10 protein-coding genes and 1 pseudogene are annotated in these 14767 nt (G+C 66.4%); 6 read left to right on the forward strand and 5 right to left on the reverse strand.

What is annotated here, in order from left to right; all coding sequences use genetic code 11:
• Positions 1-133: pseudogene (locus tag ACNQPB_RS15260) on the forward strand (MoaD/ThiS family protein); the annotation flags it as partial.
• 198 nt (positions 134-331) lie between these two features.
• Here the strand turns inward: ACNQPB_RS15260 and ACNQPB_RS15265 are convergent.
• On the reverse strand, positions 332-1543 hold the full coding sequence (locus tag ACNQPB_RS15265; RefSeq protein ID WP_498753102.1) for an NAD(P)/FAD-dependent oxidoreductase: 1212 nt from the start codon (positions 1541-1543) through the stop codon (positions 332-334).
• Between the two features lie 519 nt (positions 1544-2062).
• Here ACNQPB_RS15265 and ACNQPB_RS15270 point away from each other — a divergent pair.
• The 4 genes from ACNQPB_RS15270 to ACNQPB_RS15285 all read left to right on the forward strand — a co-directional run bounded on the left by ACNQPB_RS15270 (position 2063) and on the right by ACNQPB_RS15285 (position 8618).
• Positions 2063-4003, forward strand: coding sequence for a BCCT family transporter (locus ACNQPB_RS15270; RefSeq protein WP_498753103.1), 1941 nt, complete (start codon positions 2063-2065; stop codon positions 4001-4003).
• A complete protein-coding gene (gene purU, locus ACNQPB_RS15275) occupies positions 4000-4947 on the forward strand; it encodes a formyltetrahydrofolate deformylase (RefSeq protein WP_498753105.1) in 948 nt (315 codons plus the stop codon). The genes ACNQPB_RS15270 and purU overlap by 4 nt, the downstream gene beginning before the upstream one ends.
• Positions 4948-4985: 38 nt before the next feature.
• Positions 4986-7493: a GcvT family protein gene (locus ACNQPB_RS15280; RefSeq protein ID WP_498753107.1), complete on the forward strand. Its 2508-nt coding sequence runs from the start codon at positions 4986-4988 to the stop codon at positions 7491-7493.
• Between the two features lie 84 nt (positions 7494-7577).
• On the forward strand, positions 7578-8618 hold the full coding sequence (locus ACNQPB_RS15285; RefSeq protein WP_498753109.1) for an NAD(P)-dependent alcohol dehydrogenase: 1041 nt from the start codon (positions 7578-7580) through the stop codon (positions 8616-8618).
• A gap of 98 nt (positions 8619-8716) precedes the next feature.
• On the opposite strand, the gene ACNQPB_RS15290 is transcribed toward ACNQPB_RS15285, so the two are convergent.
• On the reverse strand, positions 8717-9613 hold the full coding sequence (locus ACNQPB_RS15290) for a LysR family transcriptional regulator (RefSeq protein WP_498753111.1): 897 nt from the start codon (positions 9611-9613) through the stop codon (positions 8717-8719).
• 85 nt (positions 9614-9698) lie between these two features.
• On the opposite strand from ACNQPB_RS15290, the gene ACNQPB_RS15295 reads away from it, so the two are divergent.
• Positions 9699-10541 carry an EamA family transporter gene (locus ACNQPB_RS15295; protein WP_498753112.1) on the forward strand — a complete coding sequence of 281 codons (843 nt, stop codon included), beginning with the start codon at positions 9699-9701 and terminating at the stop codon, positions 10539-10541.
• 99 nt (positions 10542-10640) lie between these two features.
• Here the strand turns inward: ACNQPB_RS15295 and ACNQPB_RS15300 are convergent, their stop codons facing one another.
• From ACNQPB_RS15300 to ACNQPB_RS15310, 3 genes are read right to left on the reverse strand one after another with little or no spacing between them, the layout of a single operon-like run.
• The gene (locus ACNQPB_RS15300; protein WP_498753114.1) at positions 10641-12953 is read right to left on the reverse strand and encodes an FdhF/YdeP family oxidoreductase; all 2313 of its coding nucleotides are present in this window, start codon (positions 12951-12953) and stop codon (positions 10641-10643) included.
• Between the two features lie 34 nt (positions 12954-12987).
• Positions 12988-13608: an MBL fold metallo-hydrolase gene (locus tag ACNQPB_RS15305; RefSeq protein ID WP_498753115.1), complete on the reverse strand. Its 621-nt coding sequence runs from the start codon at positions 13606-13608 to the stop codon at positions 12988-12990.
• On the reverse strand, positions 13608-14693 hold the full coding sequence (locus ACNQPB_RS15310) for an S-(hydroxymethyl)mycothiol dehydrogenase (RefSeq protein ID WP_498753117.1): 1086 nt from the start codon (positions 14691-14693) through the stop codon (positions 13608-13610). The genes ACNQPB_RS15305 and ACNQPB_RS15310 overlap by 1 nt, the downstream gene beginning before the upstream one ends.
• Positions 14694-14767: the final 74 nt, after the last annotated feature.

Below are 14767 nucleotides of genomic sequence, written 5' to 3' on the forward strand. Positions count from 1 at the left end.
CGGCACACCACCCCTGGCACGCATCCTCACCCGCAGCAGCTTCCTCCGCAACGAAACCGCCGTCCGCGACCGCTCCATGACGCTCGGCACGGACGACACCATCGACATCCTGCCACCCTTCGCGGGCGGATAGACCGGGAAATTGAAGCCAACGGGCGCGGTCTACGCAGAAGCGCGCACCGGATCAGCGCCAAGATGGGCTTTACGCGAGGCTGATCCTGAAAGCACGAAAGACCCCGGGCCCGCGTGATGAACGCCGGCCGGGGTTTCGTGCTGCGGAGGTTGCTTGGTTTTGCCGGATCAGCCGGCTTTGACGGCGCGGTGCGCCTTGTCAGCCGCCGGCACCAGTCAGGACGGCCTGGGCCGCGGAAGCGGCCGCCGCAGGCCGCTGTGCGGCCAAGCCACGCCGCCATTTCGTGAAGAGCCTGGGTTGGTTGAGGCCCAGCACGGCCACGGCTTCATCGCCGCGGTAGTAGACCGCAAGGAGGCTGCGTTCGGCGGGATCCCCGGCCTCGATCTCCATGCGGTCGTGGCCTGCCGAGTAGCCGGCGAACTGCATCTTGACCCCGTGCTGGTCGGACCAGAAGTAGGGGGCCTTGACCGGCTGCTGCGGGGCGTCTTCGTCCAACAGGGCCGCGACAGCCAGGGCGGGGCGCTCCAAGGCACCGGTCCAGTGTTCAATCCGGCGGTGCGTCCCGGCGGCGTCGTCGAACCAGGCGGCACAGTCACCGACGGCGACAATGCCCGGCACGTTGGTACGACCCATCGCATCGCACACCACACCGCCGTCGACCTTGAGGCCAGAACCCACCAGCCATTCGGTGTTCGGATGGGCTCCGAAGTCGACCACCACCACGTCGGCGCCGACGTAGCGCCCGTTGGAAAGACGCAGGCCTGTTACGTTGCCTTCGGAGCTGTAGAAGTCTTCGATGGTGGCGGAGGAAATAAGGTCCACGCCCTTCTCGAGGTGCAGTCCCGCGATGACGCCGCCCATCTCGGCCCCGAGCTGCCGAGCGAAGGGTACCTCGTTGGTGTCGATCATCGTCACCTCCATGCCACGGGAAAGCGCCGAGGAGGCAACTTCCGCGCCAACGAAGCCGGCACCGATGACCACCATCCGGCTGCCCTCGACCAATTCCGGCGCCAGGCGCTGGGCATCGTCGATGGTGCGCAGGGTGAAGACGTTGCTCAGGCCGGCGAGGGTCGGCAGGGAGCGGGCCCGGGCACCGGTGGCGATGACGATGCCGTCGGCCTGCACGCTGCCACCGTTGCGGAGCACAACGGTGCGTGAATCGGAGTCGAGGAAGACGGCGTCGGACCCCAGGAGCCAGTCGGCCTGCAGGCCGTCGTCCGGCGATTCCAACAGCAGGTCTTCTGCGGTGATCGTGCCGAGCAGGAATTCCTTGGAAAGAGGCGGACGGTCGTATGGCCGGTGCCGTTCATCGCCAATGATGACCAGGCGTCCGGCGAAACCCTGGGCGCGGGCCGCCCTGGCGGCGGAAAGACCGGCCAGGGAGGCTCCGACAATCGCGAGCGTCTGCATTCTCAACACCTTTGTTCAGTACGCGCTGTGTTCGTTGCCGCTGCCCGTTCCCGCAATACCTCGAGACGCAAAATGCCTCGAAACCGCTTAATACGCAACAGCAAGCACTATATGAAACAGCGTGATCCATGACACGTCCGCTGTCAAGGCATGCAAAACAGAGAGGAAACAGAGCAGAAAGTTCTTGACAAGTACTGTGAGCTGGCGCACGCTGTTGCATATTGCGAAGCGTGTTGATCCCTGCGGAACTGACCGAACGGACCGGACACTTCGTCTTTCACGATCCCGAATGCAAGAGAGGTCCCCCATGCACAAGGCATGCCTGCTCAGCGGATTGGCACACCGCGGGGCCCTGCGCCTCCACGCCGCTCCGCCGATTGCAGCCTTCCGCGCGGAAGCGGACTCTTTGCTATTGATGACACCTGCACGTATCAGGACGCTCCCCTGGCCCGAGGCCTGACTGTTGACGGCCACGTCTGAAAAATCCACTCCCCCCGCGCCGGTAAAGGACTCCCCTCAATGACCTTGAACAGCGAGATAGACCAAAGCAGCTCAATAGAAGAAGGCAACGATTTGGAACTGCGCGCCGAAGAAAGCGCGCTCAGCAACCTTGAATCCGAGGTCGACAAGCAGGTGACGGAACCTGGAGAAGACAGCGACGGCGAACTGAACCGGCAGATCCTCCAGGAACTGCGCCAGTCCAGGACCGAGAAAGCCGTCACGGAGCGCCGCAACCGGAACCTTGTCCTGGACAAGGTGACTTTTGGGATCACCGGCGTCATCGCTATCGCCTTCGTCCTCTGGGGATTCCTCGGCAGGGACAGCCTGGCAACCACTTCCCAGAGCGTCCTGGACTGGGTCATGGAATACACCGGCTGGCTCTTCATGGTCCTGGCTTCTCTGTTCGTGGTGTTCATCCTCTGGCTTGCCCTTGGCAGGTTCGGCAACATCCCGCTCGGCAAGGACGGTGAAAAGCCCGAGTACCGCACGGTCTCCTGGGTCTCCATGATGTTCGCCGCGGGCATGGGCATCGGCCTGATGTTCTACGGTGTGGCCGAACCGCTCTACCACTTCATCTCGCCGCCGCCGGGCACCGTGGACGGCCACACCCCCGAAGCCATCCAGACCGCCATGGCAACCTCGATCTTCCACTGGACCCTGCACCCCTGGGCGATGTATGCCGTCGTGGGCATCGCCATGGCATACGGAACGTACCGCCTGGGCCGCCGCCAGCTGATCTCCGTGGCGTTCACCTCGATTTTCGGCGTCCGCGCCGTCGAGGGACCGGTGGGCAAGTTCATCAACATCCTCGCCATCTTCGCCACGCTCTTCGGAACCGCCGCATCCCTGGGCCTGGGGGCCCTGCAGATCGGCAGCGGCATCACCTCCAACGGCTGGGCGGGCGAGGTCGGCACCCCGGTCCTCGTGGTGATCGTGGCCGTACTGACCTTCTGCTTCGTGGCCTCCGCCGTGTCCGGCATCAGCCGCGGTATCCAGTGGCTGTCCAACATCAACATGGTCCTGGCCGTCGTCCTGGCCGTCGTCGTGTTCGTTGCCGGCCCCACCCTGTTCATCCTCAACCTCATTCCTTCGGCCGTGGGCGACTACATCCGCGACCTCGCCACCATGTCCTCCCGCACCGAAGCAGTCGGAGACGAAGCCCTGCGCAAGTGGATGTCCGGCTGGACCATCTTCTACTGGGCCTGGTGGATTTCCTGGACGCCCTTCGTGGGCCTCTTCATCGCCCGGATCAGCCGCGGCCGCACCATCCGCCAGTTCGTCACCGGCGTCCTCCTCGTGCCGAGCATCGTCTCCGTGATCTGGTTCGGCATCTTCGGCGGAACCGCGTTCCACATCCAGCAAGCAGCCGACAAGACCGCCGACACGACGGACGGCATCGCTAAGATGGTCGACGGCGTCTCCACCATCAACTTCGACGGCGCCCTCTTCGACCTGGTCAAGAACCTCGAGATGCCCGGCTGGGCCATCTCCGCGGTGATCGTCCTGGCGATGGTACTAGTAGCAATCTTCTTCATCACCGGCGCCGACGCCGCCTCCATCGTGATGGGATCCCTCAGCTCCAACGGTGCCGAGGAACCGCGCCGGGGAGTTGTCATCTTCTTTGGCACCCTCACCGGAGCAGTGGCTGCCGTCATGCTCCTGGCCGGCGGAGACCAACCCTCCGAAGCACTATCCGGCCTGCAACGGCTCACCATCGTGGCGGCACTGCCTTTCGTGCTGGTGATGTTCCTGCTCTGCATCGCCCTCACCCGCGACCTCCGCCGCGACCCTTTGTCCCTGCGACGCCGGCTCGCCGACTCCGTCGTTGAACGCGCCATCCGCACCGGCGTCGAACAACACGGCGGCGTCCAATTCGACCTCGTCACCAAACACGAATGCGACGAACACTGCACCGGCAACAAAACCGACAGCCCCGCAAATAACCAGGAGAAACCGTGACCACCATCCTTGAAGGCCGGCCCACCGGCGGCGCAACGGCGGAAGCCGGCGCCGTTGCCACGGCCGGCACCACCGGCACCACCCAGTATGTCCTTACCCTCGCCTGCCCCGAGCGCCCCGGGATCGTCCGGGCCATCACCGGCTTCCTCGCGGACCGCGGCTTCGATATCGTGGAGCACCAGCAGTTCGACGACCACGTCAGCGGCAAGCTCTACCTCCGCACGGCGTTCACGGTGGGCAGCACTCCCGAGTCCGAAGACGAGGGAGTCTCCGCGGAAAGCCTGAACGCGGAGTTCGCCAGCGTGGCCGAAGAATTCGACATGGAGTTCACCATCCACGACGGACGCCCCCAGCGCCTGCTGGTGATGGTCTCGAAGTTCGGCCACTGCCTCAACGACCTCATCTTCCGCTGGCGGGCCGGCAGCCTCGGCGCGGAGATCGCCGTCGTCGTTTCCAACCACGAGGACCTGCGCCCCATGGCGGAGGCAGCCGGACTGCCGTTCATCCACGTCCCGGTCACCGCGGACACCAAGCCGCAGGCGGAGGCACGCCTGCTGGAGCTGGTCGAGGAGTACCAGGCCGACCTGGTGGTCCTGGCCCGCTACATGCAGGTGCTCTCCGACGGCCTCACCAAGACCCTGCGGGGCCGGGCGATCAACATCCACCATTCCTTCCTGCCCGGGTTCAAGGGCGCCAAGCCATACCACCAGGCCTACGACCGGGGCGTGAAGCTCATCGGCGCCACCGCCCACTACGTCACGGCTGACCTGGACGAGGGCCCGATCATCGAGCAGGAGGTGTTCCGGGTGGACCACAGCCTGGACCCGAATGCCCTGGTGACCGTGGGCAGGGACGCCGAATCGCAGGCCCTTTCCCGGGCGGTCAGATGGCATTGCCAGCACCGGGTCCTGCTCAACAACACCCGCACCGTCGTCTTCCGCTAGCGCGGACGCCCCCTAAGCCAACAGGAGAAATCACCCCCATGAGCGCATCACCACGCGTCGTCATCATCGGCGCCGGCATCGTAGGCACCAACCTTGCGGATGAACTGTCCAGCCGCGGCTGGGACAACATCACGGTCGTCGAACAAGGACCGCTGGAACTCGCCGGCGGTTCCACCTCGCACGCCCCCGGCCTGGTGTTCCAGAACAACCCGTCCAGGACCATGACCGAGTTCGCCACCTACACGGTCAACAAACTGCTCTCCCTGAGCAAGGACGGCCAGGCCTGCTTCAACCAGGTGGGCGGCCTGGAGCTGGCCACCACCCCGGAACGCCTAGCCGACCTCAAGCGCAAGATGGGTGTGATGACCTCCTGGGGCGTCGAAAGCCGGATCATTGACGCCGATGAATGCGAAAAGATCTACCCGCTGCTGAACACCGGGAAGCTCACCGGAGATCGCGAGGTCCTGGGCGGCCTGCTCATCCCCACCGACGGGCTGGCCCTCGCCGCGCGTGCCGTGCAACTGCTGATCGAGCGCACCCGCGAGCGCGGCGTGACTTACCTCGGCTCCACCACGGTCACCGGCATTGCCCAGGAGGGCGGCAAGGTCACCGGCGTGGAAACGTCCGACGGCGTGATCCCGGCTGACATCGTGGTCTCCTGCGCCGGTTTCTGGGGCCGCGAGCTCGGCAAAATGGTGGGCCTGGAAGTGCCGCTGCTGCCTCTGGCCCACCAGTACGTCGTCACCACCCCGCTGGCCGAGCTCGAAGGCGTCAACGAGCTGCCCAAGGGCGCCAGCAAGCCGATCCTGCGCTACCAGGACAAGGACCTGTACTACCGCGAATGGGGCAACCGGATCGGCATCGGCAGCTACGCCCACCGCCCGATGCCGGTGGATATGTCCGCCCTGCCCAAGGTGTCCGCCGAGGAAATGTCGGACCACAAGATGCCGTCGCGCCTGGACTTCACCCTGGAGGACTTCCTGCCCGCCTGGGAAGACAGCCAGGACCTCCTGCCGGCACTGCGCAGCACCGCGATCGAGGACGGCTTCAACGGCATCTTCTCCTTCACCCCCGACGGTGGCCCGCTGATCGGCGAGCACCCGGACCTCGCCGGTTTCTTCGTGGCCGAGGCCGTGTGGGTGACGCACTCCTCCGGCGTGGCCAAGGCCGTGGCCGAGCTGCTGGTCGAAGGCCGTTCGCGCACCGACCTGCACGGCACCGAGCTGACCCGTTTCGAAAAGGTGCAGACCTCGGACCAGTACGTCAGCGAGACCTCCCAGCAGAACTTCGTGGAGATCTACGACATCCTGCACCCGCTGCAGCCCAAGGAATCCCCGCGTGACCTCCGGGTGAGCCCCTTCAATGTGCGGCAGAAGGAACTGGGCGCCTTCTTCCTGGAATCCGCCGGCTGGGAGCGCCCGCACTGGTTCGAGGCCAACCGCGGCCTGCTCGAAGAGCTGCCGGCCGAATGGCAGGCGCCGGAGCGCGAGTCCTGGGCCAATATGTTCCACTCCCCCATCTCCGCCGCCGAAGCGTGGAAGACGCGTACCGCCGTCGGGCTCTACGACATGACGCCGCTCAAGCGGCTGCAGGTCGTCGGCCCCGGTGCCGAAGCGCTGCTGCACCGCCTCAGCACCGGAAACATCACGAAGAAGCCCGGCGCCGTCACCTACTGCCTCCTGCTGGAGCACGACGGCGGCATCCGCAGTGACGTGACAGTGGCGCGCCTGGAGCAGGAGAAGTTCCAGCTGGGCGTCAACAGCAACGTGGACTTCGACTACCTGCGCGTCGAGGCCCGCAAGCAGTCCGCCGAAGATCCGTCCCAGTGGGCACACGTCACCGACATCACCGGCAGCACCTGCTGCATCGGCCTGTGGGGCCCGCTGGCTCGCGAGGTCATCGGCAAGCTCAGCAGCGATGACCTGAGCAACGACGGCCTGAAGTACTTCCGCACCAAGGAAATTTCCGTGGGCGGCATCCCCGTAAGCGCCTGGCGGCTGTCCTACGTGGGTGAACTCGGCTGGGAGCTCTACACCACCGCCGAGTACGGCCTGAAGCTGTGGGACCTGCTCTTCGAGGCAGGCCAGGAATTCGGCATCGTCGCGGCAGGCCGTGGCGCGTTCAACAGCATGCGCCTGGAGAAGGGCTACCGCCTCTGGGGCACGGACATGAACACCGAACACGACCCCTACCAGTCCGGCCTGGGCTTCTCCGTGGCCAAGGACAAGGTGGGCTTTGTGGGCGCCGAGGCGCTGGCCGTCCGGAAGGAAGAGCCGGCCGCGAAGGTGCTGCGCTGCCTGACCGTCGACGACGGCACCTCGATCGTGCTGGGCAAGGAACCGGTGTACGTCAACGGCTCCGCCGCAGGTTACGTCACCAGTGCCGCCTACGGTTTCTCGATCCACACGCCGATCGCCTATGCCTGGCTGCCCGCCGTCGTCGGAGTCGGCGATGCGGTGGAAATCGAGTACTTCGGTGAGCGCATCCCGGCAACGGTGACCGCCGAGCCGCTGTTCGACCCCGGCATGGGGCGCATCCGCGGCTGACGAGCTTATTCCGCTGTTATTCCCGCTTTAGGGGGTACAGACAGGGCCTCCCTCGGCCCCGTCTGTACCCCCTAGGCTTTAAACATGACTATTGCCAAGGCCTACGCTGCTACATCCGCTACGGAACCCCTTGTCCCCAGCACCATCGAACGCCGCGAGCTCGGCCCGAACGACATCCTGATCGACATCAAGTTCGCCGGCATCTGCCACTCCGACATCCACACCGTCCGCGGCGACTGGGGCCCCGTCCCCTACCCGCTGACTCCAGGCCACGAGATCGCCGGCATTGTTACCGAGGTCGGCAGCGCGGTGACCCGCCACAAGGCAGGCGACCGCGTCGGCGTCGGCTGCATGGTCAACTCCTGCCGCGAGTGCGAGCAGTGCCTGGCCGGCCAGGAACAGGACTGCCTGAACGGCAACGTCGGCACCTACGCCGCCACCGACCGCGACGGCTCCGTCACCCAGGGTGGGTACGCCAGCCATGTGGTGGTGGATGAGGCCTTCGCGGTCCGGATCCCCGAAGGCCTGGACCTCGACGTCGCCGCGCCGCTGCTGTGCGCCGGCATCACCACGTACTCCCCGCTGCGCCGCTGGGGCGCCGGCCCGGGCAAGAAGGTCGCCGTGATCGGCCTGGGCGGCCTCGGCCACATGGCAGTCAAGCTGGCCCACGCCATGGGTGCCGAGGTCACTGTCCTGTCCCAGTCGCTCAAGAAGCAGGAAGACGGCCTCCGCCTGGGTGCCGACCACTACTACGCCACGAGCGAGCCCGCCACATTCGAGGACCTGGCCGGCAGCTTCGACCTCATCATCAACACCGTCAGCGCGGTCATCTCCCTGGACGACTACCTGCGCCTGGTCAAGCCGCACGGCGCCCTGGTGTGCGTAGGCGCCCCCGGCGAGCCCCTGGACCTGCGCATCTTCAGCCTGATCGGGGGCGGCAAGTCCCTGGCCGGCTCCAACATCGGCGGCATCCGGGAGACCCAGGAGATGCTCGACTTCTGCGCCGAACACGGCATCGGGGCCGAGATCGAGGTCATCCCGGCAGAGAAGATCAACGAAGCCTACGAACGCGTCCTCGCCTCGGACGTGCGCTACCGCTTCGTGATCGATACGGCCACGCTGTAGGGGTTCGCCGGGCGCGGTTCGGCGCCCTTCCTGAGTTCCACCGGCCCAAACGTTGGTTACACGCCGAAATTTCGGCGGGTAACCAACGTTTGAGCCGGTCATTTGCCGGCATGGGGCCGCTCCGCGGGATGTTCGTCGTACAGCTCCTCCAGCAGGGCAATGAGCCTCCGCCCCGCCGCGGGCAGCTCGCCCTTCACCCACGCGACGTGGACCGGCACCGGCGGGGCGTCCCGCACAGGCCGGTACACGAGGCCGCGGCGCCGGTATTGGTGCGCCGTGGCCTCTGCCGTTACGCCGCGGGCCTTGCCGCTGCTGATGAGCGTCAGCCAGTCGTCCACGCTGTGGATTTCCACGGTCCTGGCAGGCCTGGACTCCGGAGGCCAAAGCTCCAAGGTGGTGCTCCCGGTCCGCACGTCGATGGCCAATGCCTTGTCCGCGATCTGGGCCAGGCCCACGCTTCGGCGGCCGGCTAGGGGGTCGTCCGCGGCCATGGCACAGTAGCGCTTTTCCGTGCCGATCCGCCGCAGCTCCACGTTCCGGGCCACGGTCTTTCCAGATGGCGGCACGCGCCGCAGGATCGCGACGTCGCTCGCCCCCTCCAGCAGCCCCGCGGTCGGGCTGTTGTCCATGACCAGCTCAAGCTCCGTATCCGGGCATTCGGCCGCCCAGCGGCGCTGCAACTCCAGCGTGTGGCGGCCCAAGGCGGACCAGGCGTAGCCGAGCCGCAGCCGCCCGCCACCCTGCACTGCCCCTTCCAGCCCGACGACGGCGGCAAGCGCCCGCCGCGCGTGCGCCAAGGCCCGCTCCCCCGCCTCCGTCAGGGAGACAGTGCGCGTGGTGCGGTGGATGAGCCGGACGCCGAGATGTTCCTCAAGGGCGGCGAGGTTCCGCGAAACCGCCGTCTGCGAGATCCCCAGGCTGATTCCGGCGTCGGTGAAGGTGCCCTCGTCCACTACCGCGATGAAGCACCGCAGCTGCCGGAATTCGATCTCCATGAGGCGATTCTATTCATGCGGAAGACGCATGAATACGCCGTGTCGTGCATTATGCGGAAGTCCCGAAGCGGCACAGACTATCCGCATGAGCGATGGCAAGGTGAGCGGAACGGCCCGCGGTGTGGCGACACTGATGGCCAGTTCCCTGTCAAACCAGCTGGGCGCGGCAAGCGGGTCCCTGGCGTTCCCCGCGATCGGCCCGCTGGGCGTGGTGGCTGTGCGGCAACTGATCGCGGCTGCAGTGCTGCTGCCCATCGCCCGGCCCCGGTTCAGGAGTTTCACGCGGCAACAGCTTTGGCCTGTGTTCCTGCTGGCCGTGGTCTTCGGCACCATGAACCTGGGCCTGTATTCGGCCATCGACCGGATCGGCCTGGGCCTGGCGGTGACCCTGGAGTTCCTGGGCCCGCTCTCCATTGCGCTGTTCGCCTCCCGCAGCAAAGCGGGGGCCGTTTGTGCCCTCGCGGCGACCGCCGGCGTCCTGGCCATCACGCAGCCGGGGCCGTCCACGGACTACCTCGGCATCGGCATGGGGCTGGTGGGGGCTGCGAGCTGGGCCTCCTACATCTTGCTGAACCGCACCATCGGGCAACGCATCCCGGGCATCCAGGGCACGGCCGCGGCGATGGCTGTTTCCGCCGCGGCGTTCCTGCCGGTTGCCGTCGTCATCCTGTTCAGCAGGCCGGTGGACTGGTTCGTAATCCTCTGCGCGGCGGGCGCGGGCGTGCTGGCCTCCGTGGTGCCCTACATCGCCGACCTGCTGGCATTGCGCCGTGTTCCGGCCGGCTTGTTCGGCATCCTGATGAGCATCAACCCGGTGTTCGCGGCCTTGATCGGGCTGGTACTCGGCCAGTCCTTGGACCCCCTGCAGTGGTCAGGAATCCTGGTGATCGTGGGTGCGAACGCGGCGGTGCTGCGGCTCAGCCGCTGAGGGCAGTCGGTTATCGAACGACGGCGACACTCCGCCCGGTGCGGAATGTCGCCGTCATGCCTTACTCCGAAAGGAACCGGCTGCCTTGAAAGGGGCCCGCTACTCCGCCGCCTCCACGTGCGGCACGAAGCGGACGAACATCGCCTTGAAGCCGGGGGTGTTCGACACCCGGGCCACGTTTTCCTTGTGCACCAGCGCGTTGGCTTCCGGGAAGTACGCCGCGGCGCAGCCCTCGGCGGTGGGGTACGCCACCAGCCGGAACTTGTCCGCGCGGCGTTCGGTTCCCGCGAAAACGCTGATCACGTCAACCATGTCCCGGTCCTCGAAACCCTGCGCGGCCAGGTCCTTCGGGTGCACCAGGATCACGCGGCGGCCATCGGAAATGCCACGGTAGCGGTCGTCCAGGCCGTAGAAGGTGGTGTTGTACTGATCGTGGCTGCGCAGGGTCTGCAGCACCAGGTGGCCAGCCGGCGGCGTCAGGAACTCCAGCGGGCTGACCGTGAAGCGGCCCCGGCCGATGTCTGTGGCGAAGCTGCGGGTATCGCGCGGCGGGTTGGGCAGCACGAAGCCGCTCTTGTTCCGGACCCGGGTATTGAAGTCTTCGAAGCCCGGAATGACGCGGGAAACGTGGTCGCGGATGACGTCGTAGTCCTCGGCCATCGCGCGCCAGTCTACGGAGTGTTCCGGGCCGAAGACGGCCTCGGCCATGCGGGCGATGATTACCGGTTCCGCAAGCAGGTGGTCCGAGACCGGCTGGAGCCTGCCTTGGGTGGAGTGGACCACGGACATGGAGTTCTCCACGGAGAGGAACTGCATGCCCTTGGCGTGCTTGTCGTCCCGGTCCGTGCGGCCCAGCGTGGGCAGTATCAGGGAGGTCCGGCCGTGCACCACGTGGGAGCGGTTGGGCTTCGTGGACACATGGACCGTGAGCCCGGCGCGCTTCATGCCGGCTTCCAGCGCCTCGGTGTCCGAACCTGCCGCAGCAAAGTTGCCGCCCATGCAAACGAACACATCCACGTCGCCGTTTTCCAGGGCATGCTGGGTCTCCACGGCGTCGTGTCCGTGCTCCCGCGGCGAGGCGATGCCGAATTCCTTGTCCAGCGCCTCGAGCAGCCGTTCGTTGGGCTTCTCCCAGACGCCCATAGTGCGGTCGCCCTGCACATTCGAGTGTCCGCGTACCGGGCAGGCACCGGCGCCCGGCTTGCCGAAGTTACCCTGGAGCAGGAGGACGTTCACCATCTCCTTGATGGTGTCCACCGAGTGCGGCTGCTGCGTGACGCCGAGCGCCCAGCAGAAGATGCTGGCCTTCGACCGCAGCAGCATGCCGGCCACGGTTTCGATCTGTGCGCGCTCGAGGCCTGTGGCCTGCTCGGTGAGCTCCCAGTCCAGCGTGGAACGGGCTGCTGCGTAGGCTTCGAAACCGTCGGTCTGCGAGTCGACGAAGGCCCGGTCCACCACCGTGCCCGGGTTGCGCTTCTCTTCCTCCAGCAGCAGGTGGCCCAGGGCCTGGAAGAGTGCGAGGTCACCGCCCACCTTGATCTGCAGGAATTCATCGGCAAGGGGCGTGCCGTTGCCGACCACACCCGAGAAGGTCTGCGGATCCTTGAAGTTGAACAGGCCCGCTTCAGGCAGCGGATTCACGGCCACCACCTTGCCGCCGTTGCCCTTGCACTCCGCCAGTGCGGACAACATGCGCGGGTGGTTGGTGCCGGGGTTCTGCCCGACGACGAAGATCAGTTCGGCCTCATGGATGTCCTCCAGCGAGACGGTGCCCTTGCCGATACCGATGGTCGGGTTCAGGGCCGAGCCAGAGGACTCGTGGCACATGTTCGAGCAGTCCGGCAGGTTGTTCGTGCCCAGCGAGCGGGCGAACAACTGGTACATGAACGCCGTCTCGTTCGCCGTCCGGCCCGAGGTGTAGAACACGCACCGGTCCGGCGTCGACGCGCGGACGTGCTCGCCGATGAGGTCGAAGGCGTCCGCCCACGAGATCGGCGAATAATGCGTCTCCCCCGGGCGGATCACCACCGGTTCGCTGAGCCTGCCCTGGTTGCCCAGCCAGTACTCGGTCTTCTGCGAGAGTTCGGCGATGGAGTGCTTCGCCCAGAATTCGGCCCCGACGGTTCGGAGGGTGTTTTCCTCCGCCACGGCCTTCGCGCCGTTTTCGCAGAATTCCGCGGCCTTGCGCTTGCCGTCGGTTTCCGGCCAGGCGCACCCCGGGCAGTCGAAGCCGCCTTTCTGGTTCAGGCGCAGCAGCGACTGGGCTGTGCGGCTCACCCCGGCCTGCGCCACGGCGCGCTCGAGCGCGACCATCACGGCCTTGACGCCGGCCGCTTCCGTCTTGGGCTTGTGGACCTCAAGCTGTGCTTCGTCGATGTCCGCGATTGGTGCAGGCTGCTTGGTGAACTTCATTCCGGGTTGTGCCTCACTGTGGAACTGCGGTTTGCTATTTGGCCAGCTGCGCGAGGGTTTCCCGCTCTGCGCCGATGGTGGTGTTGTCACCGTGCCCGGTCCGCACCACCGTTTCCGCCGGCAGCGTCAGGAGGCGCTCCCGGATCGAGGACAGGATGGTCGGATAGTCGCTGAAGGAGCGGCCGGTGGCGCCAGGACCGCCGTTGAACAGGGTATCCCCCGTGAACACGGTTCCTTCGATCGCCAGGTAGAAGCAAGTGGAGCCGGGCGAGTGCCCGGGCGTGTGGATCGCCTTCAGCGTGGCGCCGCCCACCGTGAATTCCTCACCGTCGGAGAGGAATTTGTCCGGCCGCGCGTCCGGGTAGACCTGCTGCCAGAGCACCATGTCTTCCGGGTGCAGGTGGATGGGGGCGCCGACGGCGGCCGCCACCTCGCGTGCGGCGCCGATGTGGTCGTTGTGCGCGTGGGTCATCAGGATTGCCAGGACCTTGCGGCCGCGGACCTGCTCGACGATCGCGGCGGCGTCGTGCGGGGAGTCGATGATCACGCACTCCTCCTCGTTGCCGACAATCCAGACGTTGTTGTCGACGTCCCAGGTGCCGCCGTCGAGGGAAAATGTGCCCGAGGTGACCCGGTTCTCAATGGTGACCGACATCAGAGCTCCACCACCGAGCGCAGGACCTCGCCGCGATGCATCTTCTCGAACGCGGCCTCGACGTCGCCCAGGCCGATGCGCTCGGTCACGAAGGCATCCAGCGGCAGGCGGCCCAGGCGGTACTGGTCCACCAGCATCGGGAAGTCGCGGGAGGGCAGGCAGTCGCCGTACCAGGAGGACTTCAGCGAACCGCCGCGGCCGAAGACGTCCAGCAGCGGCAGTTCCAGGGTCATCTCCGGCGTCGGGACACCCACCAGGACCACACGGCCTGCCAGGTCGCGTGCGTAGAAGGCCTGCTTGTACGTTTCAGGGCGGCCTACGGCATCAATGACGACGTCGGCGCCGTTGCCCCCGGTGAAGTCGCGGATCGCCTCGACTGCGTCCGTTTCACTGGAAACCACGCCGTGCGTGGCGCCCAGGGTCTTAGCGAGTTCCACCTTGGCGGGGTCGAGGTCGACGGCGATGATCGTCGTCGCGCCCGCGAGCTTCGCCCCGGCGACGGCTGCGATTCCGACGCCGCCGCAGCCGATGACGGCGACGGACTCGCCGCGCTTGACCTCACCGGTGTTCATGGCCGCGCCGATGCCGGCCATGATGCCGCAGCCGAGCAGGCCGACGGCGGCGGGGTCGACGTCGTCGTCGATCTTGGTGCACTGACCTGCGGCGACGAGGGTCTTCTCCGCGAAGGAGCCGATGCCCAGCGCAGGGGAAAGCGGGGTGCCATCCTCGAGGGTCATCTTCTGGGTGGCATTGTGCGTGGCGAAGCAGTACTGCGGCTGGCCCTTGGCACAGGCGCGGCAATTGCCGCAGACGGCGCGCCAGTTCAAGATGACCCGATCGCCGGGCTTGACGTCGGTGACGTCGGGGCCCACCTGGCTCACCACGGCCGTGGACTCGTGGCCCAGCAGGTAGGGGAAGTCGTTGCCGATACCGCCGAGCTTGTAGTGCAGATCAGTGTGGCAGACACCGCAGCTCAGGACGTCGACCAGCGCCTCGCCCGGGCCCGGCTCCGGGACCAGGATGGTCTCGATGGTGGCAGGGGCGTTCTTTTCCCTGACAACGACCGCTTGTACCTTGTGAACCACGATTGCTCTGTTTCCTTCCGTTGATCGGACGAATATCGCCGATACGACTTACCCATGTTACGAGTGAAGCGCCC

Origin of the sequence: Curtobacterium sp. LFS079 (genome assembly GCF_047977865.1) — a bacterium.
GTDB lineage: Bacteria > Actinomycetota > Actinomycetes > Actinomycetales > Micrococcaceae > Arthrobacter.

Coding starts and splice junctions, on each gene's coding strand:
- ACNQPB_RS15265 (WP_498753102.1), bottom strand. CDS start 1,543: ATGCAGACGCTCGCGATTGTCGGAGCCTCCCTGGCCGGTCTTTCCGCC.
- ACNQPB_RS15270 (WP_498753103.1), top strand. CDS start 2,063: ATGACCTTGAACAGCGAGATAGACCAAAGCAGCTCAATAGAAGAAGGC.
- ACNQPB_RS15280 (WP_498753107.1), top strand. CDS start 4,986: ATGAGCGCATCACCACGCGTCGTCATCATCGGCGCCGGCATCGTAGGC.
- ACNQPB_RS15285 (WP_498753109.1), top strand. CDS start 7,578: ATGACTATTGCCAAGGCCTACGCTGCTACATCCGCTACGGAACCCCTT.
- ACNQPB_RS15290 (WP_498753111.1), bottom strand. CDS start 9,613: ATGGAGATCGAATTCCGGCAGCTGCGGTGCTTCATCGCGGTAGTGGAC.
- ACNQPB_RS15295 (WP_498753112.1), top strand. CDS start 9,699: ATGAGCGATGGCAAGGTGAGCGGAACGGCCCGCGGTGTGGCGACACTG.
- ACNQPB_RS15300 (WP_498753114.1), bottom strand. CDS start 12,953: ATGAAGTTCACCAAGCAGCCTGCACCAATCGCGGACATCGACGAAGCA.
- ACNQPB_RS15305 (WP_498753115.1), bottom strand. CDS start 13,608: ATGTCGGTCACCATTGAGAACCGGGTCACCTCGGGCACATTTTCCCTC.